This window comes from Pseudomonas borbori (genome assembly GCF_900115555.1).
Lineage (GTDB): Bacteria > Pseudomonadota > Gammaproteobacteria > Pseudomonadales > Pseudomonadaceae > Aquipseudomonas > Aquipseudomonas borbori.
The window spans coordinates 37,999-54,140 of the sequence record NZ_FOWX01000009.1; the positions used below are offsets into that span (position 1 = coordinate 37,999).

The window sequence follows — 16,142 nt, forward strand, 5'->3', positions numbered from 1 at the left end:
CATTCTCCCTGAGGTCTGCCGCAGAGTAGAGCTGTTGCGGCGCCTTGGGCGCTGTTCTGGATGAGCAGCACGGACACAACAACAACAAACCGTCAAAGGGGCATTTATGCGTAAACCGGAACTCGCCGCCGCCATCGCCGAAAAGGCAGATCTGAGCAAAGATCAGGCAAATCGTGTACTCAACACCGTACTGGAAGAAATCACCGGTGCACTGAACCGCAAGGACAGTGTGACCCTGGTGGGCTTCGGTACTTTCGTGCAGCGTCACCGCGGTGCTCGCACCGGCAAAAACCCGCAAACCGGTCAGCCGGTCACGATCAAGGCCAGCAACACCGTCGCCTTCAAACCGGGCAAGTCCCTGAAAGACGCGGTCAACTGAGCCTCGCCAGCCCGGAGCCGCCTGGCTCCGGGCTATCGGCCTGACGACAGGGTCGCAACTCGACCGCCTGTTCTGCTTCTGCCGGCCTCGACAGCGGACTGTAGTCCTGTGTAAAAAACACTACAATGCGCCGCCAATTCCCTTCTCCGATCGAGGCCGTGCGCATGAAATTCCGTTTTCTCCTGTGGATGCTGGGACGCCTGATGGCCAAGGCCAGCCGTGACAACCCGGCTTTCCAGCAGCAGTTGGTCGACCGTGACATGCAGTTCCAATTGCACACCCTGGATGGCAAGGTGGCCCGCCACTTTATCGTCAAGGACCAGCGCATCAGCAGCAAGCGCGGCCCGGCCAGCCAACCGGCCTTCGCCCTGGGTTTCAAGGATGCGGCCTACGGCTTCGCCACCATGAACGCGAAGAACAAGCAGCTGGCCTTCATGCAGGGCATCCAGAACAAGGACATCCAGATCCAAGGCAACCCGGCCCTGGTGATCTGGTTCCAGGGCCTGACCAAGTACCTGGTGCCGAAAAAGAAAACCAGCGAGAAACAAGCCGCCTGATAGCCCGCGTCGCTGGCCGGCTGCCGCGTACAACTTCCCCGGATTCGCAGCCTGCAGCGCAACCCGGGGGCGAAGCCGCCCGACCCGCCCTGCGTGACGCGATGCCGCTGTCGATCTGCGATGGCTAGCGCTGCGCTCAAGCGCATCCTGCAAAAAACGCCGCAACCGCGCAATGCTGTTCACTCAAGTGACCTTCTCAGGGCGCTTGTCGTAAGCCAGGCGTCGCCGCGCCAGCTGCGGGGCGCCGGCGATTGATGCCCATCGTAGGAGTTGCCGAGACTTCCCCGGATTTCATCCGGGCTGCAGGGTGGCGCTGCGCTTCAGCGAGGTAGGGTGAATGACGCTTTTTTCATCCACCAGCGCAGTTGCTGGATGGCTGACGCGTCAGCTACGTGCCCCGATCCACCCGAGGTCGCAGGTCTTGTAAATAAACACAGGGTCTACGAAAAATGCTGCTCACTTGGCTTGAGTGAACAGCATCGTCTGCAATCCCGGGGGCCAGCGGCTTCAATGCGGTGGATGAAACTGGCTCGCCAGTTCGCGTAGCGCCACTTCTGCGGCGAGAACCTTGTTCACCGCGTCCTCGGCCTTGTCGCGGCTCAGCTCCAGGGCATCGAACAGGCTCTGCGGAATCTCGCTGGCCGGGCCGGCACCGATGCCGCGGTTGCGCAGCAGGTTGACCGCCAGGCACACCAGGTTCGGGTAGGCCGCATGGGGGCCGGCATACTCGGGGTCGTGCTGGAAGCGCAGAGCGCTGGCCAGTTCTTCGGGCATGTCCCAGTAACGCATCAGCCAGGCGCCGATCTGCTCGCGGCTGATGCCCAGCAGGTGCTGTTCGACATGGCTGTGCGACAGGTGCGGGTTGACCTCCAGGTGCCGGCAGATCAGCGAGAAGTGCGGCGGAAAGACATGGGCCAGGACCAGGTAGCCGAAGTTGTGCAGCAGCCCGGCGAGGTAAGTCAGCCCCGCTTCCGGGCGCTGGGCGCGGGGCATGGCCCGGGTCAGGCCCTCGATCACCGCGGCGGTGTAGATCGCCTGTTGCCAATAGGGCGTGGCCTGTTGCGGCTGGTCTTTGGGCAGGCTGAGGGTCTTGCCCAAAGCCAGGCCGAGGGCCAGGTTGATTACCAGATCGAAGCCCAGCACGCGGACGATGGCGTCTTCCACCGAGCGGATCTTGCCGGGCGCGGCGTAGTAGGGCGAGGCCGCCCAACTGACCACCTGGGCGGCCAGCGCCGGGTCGGTTTCGACCACCCCGGTGATGTCGTCCACCGTGGCATCCGGATCGACCCGCAGCTTGATGATCTTCTGCGCGGTTTCCGCCAGTGGCGGGATCTCGATGGTTTCTTCCAGGCGTTGCTGGATGCGCCGCGCAGTGAAGGCCTGCACCGCCTGGGTGATCTCGGCGCGGTCGTCGTCGGGGCGGTCGAGGTTGGGCCGGATATTGCTCAGCGGTTCGCCGATACGGGCGGCGCTGGCCTTGCTCAGCAGGCTCTTGAAGGCGTCGCGGGCTATTTCCAGGAGCACGCCGGGTTGGCCGGATTCGATGTACAGACTCGGCACCTGGAGCAGGCGCTCGTCGTACAGGCAGGGCGAGCTGGTCAACTGTGGCAGGCCGGGCAATACGCCGAGGGCATGCCTGGCGAGCATGCGTTGCAGGCGCTCGGGTTTCACCGCCACCAGTTTGCGCCCGGTCAGTTCGGCCAGGCGATCGAGGGCAAGCAGTTGATTCTGTGGATAGAGCACCAGCAAGGCGCCCACCGCATCCTCCAGCAGCACCGCCTGTATGCGTTGCGCGGCGGGTAAGCCGCAATGCTCGCGGTGTACCCGATAGGCCAGGCCGAGTTTATCCAGCAATTGCACGATTACCGGCGGCGGGGGCGCTGCGGTATCTGGGGCGAGGGCTACATCACTCATAACGGCATCCGGTTCGAGGGGCGCAAATGCCCGAAGTATAAACAGCAGGCCAGTGGATCGCGGGGGCAGGTGACGGATGCCCCGTGAACTGGTTCACACTTGTCCGTATTGCTGGCCATGGCGCAGCCAGCGTTCGAGCAGTGGGCTGACATGCTGCGGCCAGTGTTCCAGCAGGGCTTGCGCGGCGTCGCGCACGGCCGGCAGCAGGTCGGCGTCACGCATCAGGTCGGCGACCTTGAATTGCAACAGACCGGTTTGCCGGGTGCCGAGCATTTCTCCCGGGCCGCGCAGCTCCAGGTCTTTTTCGGCGATGACGAAACCATCGCAGGTCTCGCGCATGATGCCCAGGCGTTCGCGGCCCAATTGCGACAGCGGCGGGTGGTAGAGCAGCAGGCAATGGCTGGCGGCACTGCCGCGGCCGACTCGCCCACGTAACTGGTGCAACTGGGCCAGGCCCAGGCGTTCGGGGTTCTCGATGATCATCAGGCTGGCATTGGGGACGTCGACGCCGACCTCGATCACGGTGGTGGCGACCAGCAGCTGCAACTGGCCCTGCTTGAACTGCTCCATCACCGCGGCCTTTTCCGCCGGCTTCATGCGCCCGTGGATCAGCCCGACATTGAGCCCGCCAAGTGCGGCGACCAGATCCTCGAAGGTGGTCTCCGCCGCCTGACAGGTCAGCTCCTCGGACTCCTCGATCAGGGTGCACACCCAGTAGGCCTGGCGCCCTTCGTTGCAGGCCGAGCGCACCCGCTCGATCACCTCCGGGCGGCGGCTGTCGGCGATCACCAGGGTGTTCACCGGGGTGCGGCCGGGCGGCAGCTCATCGAGGATCGAGGTGTCGAGGTCGGCATAGGCGCTCATCGCCAGGGTCCGCGGGATAGGCGTGGCGGTCATGATCAGCTGGTGCGGGCACATGCGTCCGCCGACGCCTTTCTGCCGTAGCGCCAGGCGTTGTTGCACGCCGAAGCGGTGCTGCTCGTCGATGATCACCAGGGCCAGGCGGGCGAATCTGACCTCGTCCTGAAACAGCGCATGGGTGCCGACCACCATGGCCGCGCCGCCGGCGATCCGTTCCAGCGCCGCGGCGCGGGCCTTGCCCTTGAGCTTGCCGGCCAGCCAGGCGACCTCGATGCCGAGCGGCGCCAGCCATTTGCTGAAATTGAGGAAGTGCTGCTCGGCGAGGATTTCGGTGGGGGCCATCAGCGCCACCTGGTAGCCGGCCTCCAGCGCCTGCAGGGCGGCGAAGGCGGCGACCACGGTCTTGCCGGCGCCGACGTCGCCCTGGATCAGGCGCAGCATGGGCGCGTCCTGGCTGAGGTCGTAGGCGATCTCGGCGCCGACCCGCTGTTGCGCGCCGGTGGGGGCGAAACCCAGGTTGGCGAGGTACTGCTGCGGCAGGCGTGAGGCCGGCGGCAGTGGCGGCGCCTGCTGGGCGCGCACGCTTTCGCGCAGGCGTTGCAGGGACAGCTGGTGGGTCAGCAGTTCCTCGAAGGCCAGGCGGTGTTGCGCCCAGTGCCGGCCCTCGGCGAGTTCGGCCTGGTCGGCGTCCGGCGGTGGCCGGTGCAGGTAGCGAATGGCCTGATCCAGCGGGCTGAGCCGGTAGTCGCGGGCCAGTTCGCCCGGCAGCCAGTCCGGCAGGCTGTGCGGGCCGAGGCGGGCCAGGGCCTGTTCGCTCAAGGCGCGCAGGCGCTGCTGGGTCAGGCCTTCGGTGCTCGGGTAGATCGGCGTCAGGCACTGTTCCACGGCAATCGGCTCGCTGGCCGAGAGCGCGCGGTATTCCGGGTGGTAGATCTCCAGGCCGGAAGAACCGGGGCGCACCTCGCCGTAGCAACGCACCTGGGTGCCGCGCTTGAGGCCTTCCTTCTGCGCCTGGCTGAAGTGGTAGAAGCGCAGGGACAGGCTGCCGCTGCCGTCCTGCAGGCGCACCAGCAGGCTGCGCCGGCGGCCCATGACCACATCGGCGCCGACCACCGTGCCTTCGACCACGGCATCCTGGCCGGGGCGCAGTTCGCCGATCGGCACGATGCGGGTGCGATCCTGGTAACGCAGGGGCAGATGGAACAGCACATCCTGCAGGGTTTCCAGGCCGACCCGGGCGAGTTTCTCGGCCAGGGCGGCGCCGACACCTTTCAGCGCGGTGACGGAAACCGCAGCGAGCTCGGTCATGGGGCGCGCCTCAGGCGGTTTTTGCTTGCGGCTGGGCCACCGAGCACAGGCGAATCGAGTCGGCGAGGATTTCGATGGCTTTCGGCCGCGGGAAGCTGGCGCGCCAGGCGATGGCCACGGTGCGGAACGGCGCCGGGGCACTGAGCGGACGCACTTCGATGATCCCGGGGGCATAGTGGTGGCTGTCCACCGCCGAGAGCGGCAGGATCGACACGCCGAGGCCGGAGGCGACCATGTGGCGGATGGTTTCCAGCGAGCTGGATTCCACGGTGGTGTGCTGGGCGTGTTCTTCGCCGCCCTTGCGCAGGCTCGGGCAGGCCTCCAGCACCTGGTCGCGGAAGCAGTGACCTTCGCCGAGCAGCAGCAGGCTCTTGTCGTTGAGCAGTTTGCTGTCGATGGTCTTCAGCGCCGCCCAGGGGTGGCCGGCCGGCAGCAGCGCGTAGAAGGGTTCGTCGTAGAGCGGCAGGGTCAGCACGTCGGCTTCCTGGAACGGCAGGGCGATGATGATCGCGTCCAGCTCGCCGGTGCGCAGCTTGTCGCGCAGCACATGGGTGAAGTTCTCTTCGATATACAGCGGCATCTGCGCCGCCACCCGGTGCAACTGCGGGATCAGGTGGGGGAACAGGTAGGGGCCGACGGTGTAGATGGCGCCGATCTTCAGCGGCGCGGTCAGCTGGTTCTTGCCGGCCTGGGCCAGCTCGCGAATGCCCTGGGCCTGCTCCAGCACCTTCTGCGCCTGGGTGACGATGCCTTCGCCGACGGGGGTCAGGCGCACCGCGCTCTTGCTGCGCTCGAAGATCAACACGCCGAGTTCGTCCTCGAGCTTCTTCACCCCCACCGACAGGGTCGGCTGGCTGACATGGCAGCGCTCGGCGGCACGGCCGAAGTGCTGTTCCTGGGCGAGGGTGACGATGTAGCGCAGCTCGGTGAGGGTCATAGTGTTTATCCATTAAGTTGCTGCCAAGCATAGCCTTTGCATTGCAATCAACCAACCGGGCTAGACTGTCTGCCTGTGAATTACTGTTGCCAGCGAGTGGAGGGAGGGTTTCATGTCGACTTGCCCGAGTCTGTTGATTGCCGGTTGCGGCGATGTCGGCACGCGCCTCGGCCTGCGTTTGGCGGCGGCGGGCTGGACGGTGCATGGTCTGCGCCGTGCAGTCGAGAAGCTGCCCGCGCCAATCCTGCCGGTTGCCGGCGATCTGCAGGCCGATGATTGTCCGCCGGCCTGGCCGGCGGGCGGGCTGGATTACCTGGTGTACTGCGCGGCGGCGAGCGTAGCCGACGAGGCCGGTTACCGCGCCGCCTACGTCGACGGCCTGCGCCGGGTGCTCGGCTGGCTGACGCAGCATGGGCAGGCACCCAGGCGCCTGCTGTTCGTCTCCAGCAGCAGTGTCTATGGCCAGCAGGGCGGCGAGTGGATCGACGAGACTTCGCCGGCCGAGGCCAGCGGCTTTTCCGGGCGCATCATGCGCGAAGCCGAGCAACTGGCTCTGCACAGCGGCATTGCCGCCAGCCTGGTGCGCCTGACCGGCCTCTACGGGCCGGGCCGGGAGTGGCTGCTCAATCAGGTGCGCCAGGGCTACCGGGTGGCGAGCGAGCCGCCGCTGTACGGCAATCGGATCCATGTCGACGATGCCGCCGGCTTGCTGGCCTGCCTGCTGCAAGCCGATGCCCGCGGGCTGAGGCTGGCGGACTGTTATATCGGCGTCGACGATGAGCCGGCGCCGCTGCACGAAGTGGTGGCCTGGCTGCGCGGGCAGTTGGGCGTCAGCCACTGGGCCGAGCAGGCGACGGTGCGCCGCGCCGGCAGCAAACGCTGCAGCAACGCCCGGGCCCGGGCCCTGGGCTGGGCGCCGCAATACCCGAGCTATCGCGAAGGCTACGCGGCGGTGCTGGCGCAGCCTTGAGGTCGGCGTGGAGGTGATCCGGGGGGCAGGCCATGCATGCGCCGGATTGCCGCCGGGCTAGCGGCTGGTGCGCTCAAGCCGCCAGTGCAGTTCGCCCTTGTGGTAATCGGGCATTTCATCGCTCTGCGCGCGGTTGAGTGCGGCGAAGATGCTCAGGTAGTGGTCGTTGCGTTCGAACAGCCAGGCCTGGCCCTGTTCGCCGAGTTGCAGCCAGACGCTGTCGAATTCGCCGCTCATCGCGGCGCAGTCGCCGGCCAGGCACAGGGCATAGCGTTCGGTGCCGGGCAGGCCTTCGACGCGGCCGTCAGGCTGGAACAGCACCAGACCACCTGCGCCCAGGCCTTGCCTGATCGTCCAGCTGCCGCCCAGGTAGGCGCTGTAGAGCGCTTGCTCGAAGCTCCTGCCCAGCGGGGCATCCACCGCTGCAGGCGTTGTCGGACGGGCAAAGCGTTGCTCCGGCCAGGTGTCGCTGGCGGCCTGCAGCAGGGTATCGCCGCTGAGGCTGAGCGATTCGTGATAGTCGGCGTAAAAATCGACCCGCCAGCGGTCTTCGTCCTCGTCGAGCAATTGGCCTTCGCCCTGCTCGAAACCGTTGCTGTAAGCGGCGAGCCGGCGTTGCGGCTGGATATGCCACTCCAGGTTGGGGCCATAGGCGAGCAGTGCTTCGCGCAGGTTGCCACCTTCGCTAGCGGCATCGATCGCCGCCTGGTTGATCCAGGTGCCGCTCGGGTCGCCAGGCTTGCCGGCACAGCCGCCGAGCAGCGAGGCGCCGAGTAACACCGCGAGAAGGGGGCGCATGGGCCATTCCTTGTGCAAGAAGAATGGCGGGGCAGCGCGCCCCGCCGGAGACTTATTCGAGGACCAGGATCGCGTCCATTTCCACTTGGGCGCCCTTCGGCAGCGCTGCTACGCCGATGGCGGCGCGGGCCGGATAGGGTTGCTGGAAGTAGCGGCCCATGACTTCGTTGACGGTGGCGAAATGCGCCAGGTCGGTGAGGAAGATGTTCAGCTTGACCACGTCCTTGAACGAGCCGCCAGCGGCTTCCATGACCGCCTTGAGGTTCTCGAAGACCTGCACGGTCTGGGCTTCGAAGCCTTCGACCAGTTCCATGGTCTGCGGGTCCAGCGGGATCTGCCCGGACATATAGACGGTGTTGCCGGCCTTGATCGCCTGGGAATAGGTGCCGATGGCTGCCGGGGCTTTTTCGCTGTTGATGACGCTCTTGCTCATGGGGACTCCTTGGAAGAAGCAGCTTCAAGCGGCAAGGCGGATGGCCGCCCCCTCAAGCTGCAAGTAAAAACGGGTATCAGGCTACAGGCTGCAAGCCAGGGGCTGCAAGGGGCGGGGGCTGTTGCTTGTGGCTGCGGGGCGGTCATCCGCTTTGGTACTGCCGTCAGGCTCTTACCCGGGTGATGCGCATCACGCCCTTGAGCGCGCGCAGCTTCTTGATCACCCGGGCCAGGTGGATGCGGTCATGCACGCTGACCACCAGTTGCACGACGCTGATACGGCCGTCGCGCTCGTCCATGCTGATCTTCTCGATATTGCCGTCGGCGGCGTTGACGCTGCCGGCCAGCAGGGCGATCAGGCCGCGCTGATGCTCCAGCTCGATGCGTAGTTCGACGTTGAATTCGCCGACCACGTCCTTGGCCCAGGACAGCTGGATGCACTTTTCCGGGTTGTGGCGGATCTCGCCGATGTTCCTGCAGCTGTCCAGGTGCACCACCATGCCCTTGCCGGCGGAAAGGTGGCCGACGATCGGGTCGCCGGGAATCGGCGTGCAGCACTTGGCGTAGCTCAGCACCAAGCCTTCGGTGCCGCGGATCGCCAGCGGCCCTTCGGCGCTCGGCAGCTGCTCGCCGTCGCTGGCCAGCAGGCGGCGCGCCACCACGTAGGCCATGCGGTTGCCCAGGCCGATGTCTTCCAGCAGATCCTCGATCACTTCCAGGCGATATTCGCCAAGCACCGCCTGCACGCGCTCGGGAACCAGCTTGTCCAGGTGGCTATCGAAGCCGGTCAGGACCTTGTTCAGCAGGCGCTCGCCGAGGCTGATCGACTCCGAGCGGCGCTGCAGTTTGAGGGCGTGGCGAATGTGCGTGCGCGCCTTGCCGGTGACCACGAAATTCAGCCAGGCCGGGTTCGGCCGTGCGCCGGGGGCGCTGACGATCTCCACGGTGGCGCCGCTTTGCAGCGGTTCGGAGAGCGGCGCCAGGCGGCGGTTGATGCGGCAGGCGATGCAGGTATTGCCGACATCGGTGTGCACCGCGTAGGCGAAATCGACCGCAGTCGAGCCCTTGGGCAGCTCCATGATGCGGCCCTTGGGCGTGAACACATAGACCTCGTCGGGGAACAGGTCGATCTTCACGCTCTCGATGAATTCCAGCGAGTTGCCGGCGCGCTGCTGCATCTCCAGCACGCCCTTGACCCACTGGCGGGCGCGGGCGTGGGTGCCTTTGGGCTGGTCTTCTTCGTTGGATTTGTACAGCCAGTGCGCGGCGATGCCGTTATTGGCCATTTCTTCCATCTCGCGGGTGCGGATCTGGATCTCGATGGGCACGCCGTGCATGCCGAACAGCGTGGTATGCAGCGACTGGTAGCCGTTGGCCTTGGGTATCGCGATGTAGTCCTTGAAGCGTCCGGGCAGCGGCTTGTACAGGTTGTGCACGGCGCCGAGCACGCGGTAGCAGGTGTCGACCTTGTCGACCACGATGCGAAAAGCGTAGACGTCCATGATTTCGTTGAACGCCCGACGTTTGCCGCGCATCTTCTGATAGATGCCGTAGAGGTGCTTTTCGCGGCCGAGTACCTCGCCCTCCAGGCCTTCGCGGGCCAGGCAGTGGGTCAGCGACTCCTCGATCTTGTTGACGATTTCCTTGCGGTTGCCACGGGCGCGGCGCACCGCCGCGCGGATGCGTTCGGAGCGCATCGGGTGCATTGCCTTGAAACCCAGGTCCTCGAATTCCACGCGCATGCTGTGCATGCCCAGGCGGTTGGCGATGGGGGCGTAGATTTCCAGGGTTTCCTTGGCGATGCGCCGGCGCTTCTCGCCGGACAGCACTTCCAGGGTGCGCATGTTGTGCAGGCGGTCGGCCAGCTTGACCAGGATCACGCGGATGTCGCGGGCCATGGCCATGGCCATCTTCTGGAAGTTCTCGGCCTGCGCCTCGGCCTTGGTTTCGAAGTTCATCTGGGTCAGCTTGCTGACCCCGTCGACCAGTTCGGCCACGGTCTCGCCGAACTGCGCATTGAGCGCTTCCTTGGCGATGCCGGTGTCTTCGATCACGTCATGCAGCATGGCCGCCATCAGGCTCTGATGGTCCATGTGCATGTCGGCCAGGATATTCGCCACCGCCAGCGGATGGGTGACGTAGGCTTCGCCGCTGCGCCGACGCTGGCCGTCGTGGGCCTGTTCGGCGTAGAAGTAGGCGCGACGAACCAGATTGACCTGGTCGTTATCCAGGTAGCTCGACAGTCGATCGGCGAAGGCGTCTATGCTCGGCATGGATGACCTCCCAGCCGACTCTTGTGACCCTGCGCCGTATGACGTCGACCAGGCATAGGCTTACAGAGGCTCGTTGGCCTCATCCTCGAAGGCCGCGAACAGCGGCTCTTCTTCGATGATTTCGTCCTGGGCGATGACGTCGTAGCTCATCATGCCCGCGGCGATTTCACGCAGAGCGACCACGGTGGGCTTGTCATTTTCCCACGCCAGCTTCGGCTCTTTGCCGCCGGTGGCGAGCTGGCGCGAACGCTTGGTGGCGAGCATGACCAGTTCAAAACGGTTCTCAACGTGTTCCAGGCAATCTTCGACGGTAACGCGAGCCATGGTCTTCCTCGTAGCGAATGCAAAATAAGGCCGGCCCAGAGGGGCGAGCGGACTGAGTAGTTTAGTTACGCCCACGGGGCAGCCGCAAGCTTTAAGCTACAGGCGGCAAGAAAATACCCAAACACCGCCGCTCCTGCAGCTTACAGCCTGCAGCTGCCACTAAGCCAGTAACTCGCTGAGCAGACCGCGGTGGCGTTGTTGTTGCGGGCTTTGCAGCAGCTGGTTGGCGCGGAAGATGGCCTTCAGGTCGCTGAGCGCGTGAGCGAAATCGTCGTTGATCAGCAGGTAATCGTATTCGACGTAGTGGCTCATCTCGCTGACCGCCTCGCGCATGCGCTGCTCGATGATCTCGCCGCTGTCCTGGCCGCGGTTGGTCAGGCGGTGGCGCAGCGCCTCCTGGGTCGGCGGCAGGATGAAGATGGACCTGGACTGGGGCATCAGGCGGCGTACTTGCTGGGCGCCCTGCCAGTCGATTTCCAGAATCAGGTCGAAGCCGTCGCGAAGCGTCTGCTCGACCCAGGCTTGCGAGGTGCCGTAGAGGTTGCCGAAGACTTCGGCGTGCTCGAGCAGTTCGCTGTTGTCGATCATCGCGTGAAACTGCTCGCGGCCGACGAAGTGGTAATTCACCCCTTCCACCTCGCCAGGGCGCATGGCGCGCGTAGTGTGGGAGACCGACACGCGAATCTGCGACTCGCTGTCGATCAGCGCCTTGACCAGGCTGGTCTTGCCGGCGCCGGACGGGGCGGAAATGATATAGAGGGTGCCGGTGGTGATGGCCATAAGGGTTTCCCGGGACTGGCTGTTTTTCAATGAAGTCTTTAAAAACGTAGCGAGCTGGCGCAGTAGTTTTTACTCGATGTTCTGCACTTGTTCGCGCATCTGCTCGATCAGTACCTTGAGGTTGACCGCCGCCTGGGTGCTGCGGGTGTCGAAGGCCTTGGAGCCGAGGGTGTTGGCTTCGCGGTTGAGTTCCTGCATCAGGAAGTCCAGGCGCCGGCCGGCTGCGCCACCGCTCTTGAGTACGCGGCGCACTTCGCTGACGTGGGTGCTCAGGCGATCCAGCTCTTCGGCGACATCGCTTTTCTGCGCGAGCATCACCAGTTCCTGCTCCAGGCGCTGTGGGTCGAGTTCGGCCTGCAGCTCGGCGCTGCGGTCGAGGATTTTCTGCCGTTGCGTGGCGAGCATCTGCGGCACCAGTTCGCGCAGGGCCGCGACTTCGCCGTCAATGCTGTCCAGGCGCTCGTTGAGCAGTTTGGCCAGCTCGATGCCTTCGCGCGAGCGGCTTTGCTTGAGCTCGTCCAGTGCTTGCTTGAACAGGCCCAGGGCGGTTTTGTTGAGTGCTTGCGGGTCGGCGGCGTCGGCGACCAATACCCCTGGCCAGCTCAGGACTTCCAGCGGATTGAGTGGCGCCGGGTGCTTGATCAGGCTGGCGACGCTCTCGGCGGCGGCGACCAGTTGGGCGGCGCGTTCGTGATCCACCTGCAGCGGTTTGCCGGCGCTGTCTTCGGCGAAGCGCAGGGTGCATTCGACTTTGCCGCGCGACAGACCATTGCGCAGCGCCTCGCGCACCGCGCCTTCGAGGTCGCGGAAGCTTTCCGGCAGACGCAGGTGCGGCTCCAGATAGCGGTGATTGACCGAGCGCAGTTCCCAGCTCAGGGTGCCATTGGTTCCGGCCTGCTCGGCGCGGGCGAAGGCAGTCATGCTGTGGATCATGGGCGAACCTCGCGGAAAGTCGGTACGAAAGGCGCGAGATTGTAGCGCAGTGCGTCGGCCGCTCCCAATTCGGCATGTCGTTGCTGGCGTGCGGCCCCTATAATGGCCCGCAGATTTCTATTCAGAGCAGGTATTCCTCGATGAAACGTCCCAGTGGCCGCAGCGCCGATCAGTTGCGCTCGATCCGTATCACCCGCAACTACACCAAGCATGCCGAAGGCTCGGTGCTGGTGGAATTCGGCGACACCAAGGTGATCTGCACGGTCAGCGTCGAGTCGGGCGTGCCGCGCTTCCTCAAGGGCCAGGGCCAGGGCTGGTTGACCGCCGAGTACGGCATGCTGCCACGCGCCACCGGCGAGCGTAACCAGCGCGAGGCCAGCCGCGGCAAGCAGGGCGGACGCACCCTGGAAATCCAGCGCCTGATCGGCCGCTCGCTGCGCGCCGCGCTGGATATGAGCAAGCTGGGCGAAAACACCCTGTACGTCGACTGCGACGTGATCCAGGCCGATGGTGGTACCCGTACGGCATCGATCACCGGCGCCATGGTGGCGCTGAACGACGCGCTGAAAGCGATCAAGAAACGTGGCGGCCTGAAGGGCGGCGATCCGCTCAAGCAGATGATCGCCGCGGTGTCGGTCGGCATGTACCAGGGCGAGCCGGTGCTTGACCTGGATTACCTGGAAGACTCCGCCGCGGAAACCGACCTGAACGTGGTGATGACCAGTGCCGGCGGTTTCATCGAGGTGCAGGGCACCGCCGAAGGCGCGCCGTTCCAGCCGCAGGAGTTGAATGCGATGCTGGCATTGGCGCAAAAAGGCGTGAATGAACTGTTCGAGTTGCAGCTGGCGGCATTGGCCGACTAGAACTGATTGGCCGTTGAGCACCGGCGCGAGCGCCGACCGGGCGGAGCCGTCCGGTTGGGGTGGAATCGACTATAACGTCACATGGGCATAATGGTTTTGCAGCGATCTGCTAAGGAGGGTAACGATGGACGAAAACATGCAAACCCCGGTGCCGACACCCGGTCAGGAGGCCCGTCAGTGGGCGATGTTCTGTCACTTCGCCGCGTTCCTGGGGCTGGCGTTCCCCTTCGGTAATCTGCTCGGGCCGTTGATTATCTGGCAGATCAAGAAGGATCTCGACCCTTTCGTCGACCAGCAGGGCAAGGAAGCATTGAATTTCCAGATCAGCGTGTCATTGGCGGTGGTGCTGTGCTTCCTGCTGATGGTGGTAGTGATCGGCTTCCCGCTGCTGGTGCTGGTGGGGGTGGGCGCTCTGGTGCTGACCATTATCGCCGGGATCAAGGCCAACGAAGGCCAGGCGTATCGCTACCCCTTCAGCTGGCGCCTGGTGAAGTAAGCCTCGCAGCAGAAACAACAAAGCCGGCGGATGCCGGCTTTATTGTTTCTGCTGGTCGCGTTAGACGCTGAGAATCCAGTCGTAATCGACGATCAGCGGCGCATGCTGGGAGAAGCGTGGCTGCCGCGGCAGGCGCGCGGTGCGCACGCTGCGGCGCATGCCGGGGGTGAGCAGGTGGTAGTCGAAGCGATAGCCCAGGTTGAGCAGTTCGGCCTGCTCGCTGTCCGCCCACCAACTGAACTGGTCGCCCTCACGGCTGACTTCGCGCAGGGCATCGACGTAGCCCATGCTGCCGATCACTTCATCCATCCAGGCCCGCTCCGGAGCGAGGAAACCCGGTGATTGCTGGCAGTCGCGCCAGTTCTTCACATCGAGCTTCTGGTGCGCCACGTACAGCGAGCCGCAATAGATGTACTCGCGACGCTTGCGCCGTTGCTTGTCCAGGTAATGGGTGAAGTCGTCCATGAACTTGAATTTCTGATTCAAGCTCTCGTCGCCGCCCTGCCCGGATGGCAGCAGCAGGGTGGCGATACTCACCTTGTCGAAATCGGCCTGCAGGTAGCGCCCGTAGCGATCGGCCATTTCAAAGCCGAGACCGCTGATTACCGCCTTGGGTTGCAACCGCGAATACAGTGCCACGCCACCTTGGCTTGGTACTTCGGCATCGCAGGCATAGAGGAAATAGCCATCCAGTTGGAAGGCCTGGTCGTCCAGTTCGAAGGCGGAGGCGCGGGTGTCCTGCAGGCAGATGACGTCGGCATTCTGTGCTTGCAGCCAACTGAGCAAACCGCGCTCGACTGCAGCATGAATACCATTCACGTTCACACTGATGATCCGCATAAATGGCCCCTAAAAACACGTGCGTGTATGATACCCGAGCTCGTCTCCAATAAGCTAAATTCCTAGCTAAATCCGTGCCGTCCGGGACTTTTCATGCAAGCGTACCAGCGCGACTTCATTCGTTTTGCCATTGAGCGCGGGGTTCTGCGCTTCGGTCAGTTCACCCTCAAGTCGGGGCGTATCAGCCCGTACTTCTTCAATGCCGGGCTGTTCGACAGCGGTCTGGCGCTGGCCCGGCTGGGGCGCTTTTACGCCGCCGCGGTGGTCGACAGCGGTATTCCCTTCGATGTGTTGTTCGGCCCGGCCTACAAGGGTATCCCGTTGGCGGCGACCACCGCGGTGGCGCTGGCCGAGCATCATCAGCGCGATGTGCCCTGGTGTTTCAACCGCAAGGAGGCCAAGGACCACGGCGAAGGCGGCAGCCTGGTCGGTGCGACGCTGGCTGGCAAGGTGCTGATCGTCGACGACGTGATCACTGCCGGCACGGCGATCCGCGAGGTGATGCAGATCATCCAGGCCCAGGGCGCGCAAGCCGCGGGCGTGCTGATTGCGTTGAATCGTCAGGAACGTGGTCAGGGCGAGTTGTCGGCGATCCAGGAGGTCGAGCGCGATTTCGGCATGCCGGTGGTGAGCATCGTGTCGCTCGAGCTGGTGCTGGAATACCTGGCAGACGATGCCGAACTCAAGCAGTATCTGCCGGCGGTGCAAGCCTACCGCGCCGAATATGGAATCTGACTCCTCGACTTAGGGTGCTGTCTCGATGCGCAAGCCGACTCTGCTCCGCTGTTCGCTGTTGTTCGGTTTGCTGCTGCCGATTGTTGCGGGCGCCACTGAGTTGTATCGCTATACCGATGATCAGGGCGTTACCGTGCTCGGTCGTCAGGGCGTGCCGCCGGAGTTCATCGGCAAGGGCTATGAGGTACTCAATGATCAGGGGCGGGTGATCAAGGTCATTCCGCCGGCCCCGAGCGCCGAGGAGATGCAGCGCTTGCTGGCTGACAAGGCCCGTGCCAACTCCGATGCCCAGTTATTGCGCCTGTACAGCACACCCGAAGACATCGATCGGGCCCGTGATCGCAAGCTGGCCGAGCTGGATGGGTTGATCGGCGTGGCGCGCAGCAATCTGCAATCGGCGCGCATGCAGCAGGGCAACCTGCAGAGCCAGGCGGCGGATCATGAGCGTGCCGGGCGCGCCGTACCGGAGCATCTGCTGGCGCAGATCGACAATCAGAAGGATGAACAGCTGCGCCAGTACAAGGACATTGCCCGCTACCAGGAAGCGCGCAAACAGGCCCAGGACAGCTTTGCCGCCGATCGCCAGCGTCTCGCCGAACTGCTGGGCAGGCGGCGCTAGGAGGCTGTCCGAGCCGGCAGATTCTCTGCAGCGTCGTAGCTGGATAAGCCTGGGCGCAATCCGGGAAACCCTCTCCCGGACTACCCTGGAGCCCGCTCCATGAATATAGGCAGGCCGTGGTCT

At 64.6% G+C, this 16,142-nt stretch carries 17 protein-coding genes; 7 read left to right on the plus strand and 10 right to left on the minus strand.

The window, feature by feature from the left end; translation table 11 throughout:
- Nucleotides 1–106 precede the first annotated feature (106 nt).
- A complete protein-coding gene (locus BM315_RS08595; RefSeq protein WP_090499841.1) occupies nt 107–379 on the plus strand; it encodes an HU family DNA-binding protein in 273 nt (90 codons plus the stop codon).
- Nucleotides 380–543: 164 nt separating this feature from the next.
- Entirely contained in the window at nt 544–936 is a 393-nt protein-coding gene (locus BM315_RS08600) for a helicase (RefSeq protein WP_090499843.1), read from the plus strand.
- 507 nt (nt 937–1,443) lie between these two features.
- On the opposite strand, the gene BM315_RS08605 is transcribed toward BM315_RS08600, so the two are convergent.
- The 3 genes from BM315_RS08605 to BM315_RS08615 all read right to left on the minus strand — a co-directional run bounded on the left by BM315_RS08605 (nt 1,444) and on the right by BM315_RS08615 (nt 5,956).
- Nucleotides 1,444–2,850 (minus strand): aminoacyl-tRNA deacylase and HDOD domain-containing protein, encoded by a 1,407-nt coding sequence (locus BM315_RS08605; RefSeq protein WP_090499845.1) that lies wholly within the window; start codon nt 2,848–2,850, stop codon nt 1,444–1,446.
- A 93-nt stretch (nt 2,851–2,943) separates the two neighbouring features.
- A complete protein-coding gene (gene recG, locus BM315_RS08610; RefSeq protein ID WP_090499847.1) occupies nt 2,944–5,019 on the minus strand; it encodes an ATP-dependent DNA helicase RecG in 2,076 nt (691 codons plus the stop codon).
- Nucleotides 5,020–5,029: 10 nt separating this feature from the next.
- On the minus strand, nt 5,030–5,956 hold the full coding sequence (locus tag BM315_RS08615; protein ID WP_090499848.1) for a hydrogen peroxide-inducible genes activator: 927 nt from the start codon (nt 5,954–5,956) through the stop codon (nt 5,030–5,032).
- Nucleotides 5,957–6,068: 112 nt separating this feature from the next.
- On the opposite strand from BM315_RS08615, the gene BM315_RS08620 reads away from it, so the two are divergent.
- On the plus strand, nt 6,069–6,926 hold the full coding sequence (locus tag BM315_RS08620; protein ID WP_090499850.1) for an NAD-dependent epimerase/dehydratase family protein: 858 nt from the start codon (nt 6,069–6,071) through the stop codon (nt 6,924–6,926).
- A gap of 57 nt (nt 6,927–6,983) precedes the next feature.
- Here the strand turns inward: BM315_RS08620 and BM315_RS08625 are convergent, their stop codons facing one another.
- The 6 genes from BM315_RS08625 to BM315_RS08650 form a co-directional block, all read right to left on the minus strand.
- Entirely contained in the window at nt 6,984–7,724 is a 741-nt protein-coding gene (locus BM315_RS08625) for a hypothetical protein (protein WP_090499852.1), read from the minus strand.
- Nucleotides 7,725–7,776: 52 nt separating this feature from the next.
- A complete protein-coding gene (locus tag BM315_RS08630; protein WP_090499854.1) occupies nt 7,777–8,157 on the minus strand; it encodes a RidA family protein in 381 nt (126 codons plus the stop codon).
- 163 nt (nt 8,158–8,320) lie between these two features.
- The gene (gene spoT / locus BM315_RS08635; protein ID WP_090499857.1) at nt 8,321–10,429 is read right to left on the minus strand and encodes a bifunctional GTP diphosphokinase/guanosine-3',5'-bis pyrophosphate 3'-pyrophosphohydrolase; all 2,109 of its coding nucleotides are present in this window, start codon (nt 10,427–10,429) and stop codon (nt 8,321–8,323) included.
- A gap of 60 nt (nt 10,430–10,489) precedes the next feature.
- Entirely contained in the window at nt 10,490–10,753 is a 264-nt protein-coding gene (gene rpoZ / locus BM315_RS08640) for a DNA-directed RNA polymerase subunit omega (RefSeq protein ID WP_090499859.1), read from the minus strand.
- Nucleotides 10,754–10,912: 159 nt separating this feature from the next.
- Entirely contained in the window at nt 10,913–11,533 is a 621-nt protein-coding gene (gene gmk / locus BM315_RS08645) for a guanylate kinase (RefSeq protein ID WP_090499861.1), read from the minus strand.
- A gap of 69 nt (nt 11,534–11,602) precedes the next feature.
- Nucleotides 11,603–12,466 (minus strand): YicC/YloC family endoribonuclease, encoded by an 864-nt coding sequence (locus BM315_RS08650; RefSeq protein ID WP_090499863.1) that lies wholly within the window; start codon nt 12,464–12,466, stop codon nt 11,603–11,605.
- A 140-nt stretch (nt 12,467–12,606) separates the two neighbouring features.
- On the opposite strand from BM315_RS08650, the gene rph reads away from it, so the two are divergent.
- Together rph and BM315_RS08660 are read left to right on the plus strand one after the other, a co-directional pair.
- Complete coding sequence (gene rph / locus BM315_RS08655; RefSeq protein ID WP_090499865.1) at nt 12,607–13,329, plus strand: ribonuclease PH; 723 nt, start codon at nt 12,607–12,609, stop codon at nt 13,327–13,329.
- A 124-nt stretch (nt 13,330–13,453) separates the two neighbouring features.
- Nucleotides 13,454–13,825, plus strand: a complete 372-nt coding sequence (locus BM315_RS08660) for a DUF4870 domain-containing protein (RefSeq protein WP_090499867.1) — start codon at nt 13,454–13,456, stop codon at nt 13,823–13,825.
- A 60-nt stretch (nt 13,826–13,885) separates the two neighbouring features.
- Here the strand turns inward: BM315_RS08660 and BM315_RS08665 are convergent, their stop codons facing one another.
- Nucleotides 13,886–14,665 carry an exodeoxyribonuclease III gene (locus BM315_RS08665; RefSeq protein ID WP_090499869.1) on the minus strand — a complete coding sequence of 260 codons (780 nt, stop codon included), beginning with the start codon at nt 14,663–14,665 and terminating at the stop codon, nt 13,886–13,888.
- A 93-nt stretch (nt 14,666–14,758) separates the two neighbouring features.
- Here BM315_RS08665 and pyrE point away from each other — a divergent pair, with 93 nt between their 5' ends.
- Nucleotides 14,759–15,400, plus strand: coding sequence for an orotate phosphoribosyltransferase (pyrE, locus tag BM315_RS08670; RefSeq protein ID WP_090499872.1), 642 nt, complete (start codon nt 14,759–14,761; stop codon nt 15,398–15,400).
- Nucleotides 15,401–15,425: 25 nt separating this feature from the next.
- On the plus strand, nt 15,426–16,019 hold the full coding sequence (locus BM315_RS08675) for a DUF4124 domain-containing protein (protein ID WP_090499874.1): 594 nt from the start codon (nt 15,426–15,428) through the stop codon (nt 16,017–16,019).
- Nucleotides 16,020–16,142 lie beyond the last annotated feature (123 nt).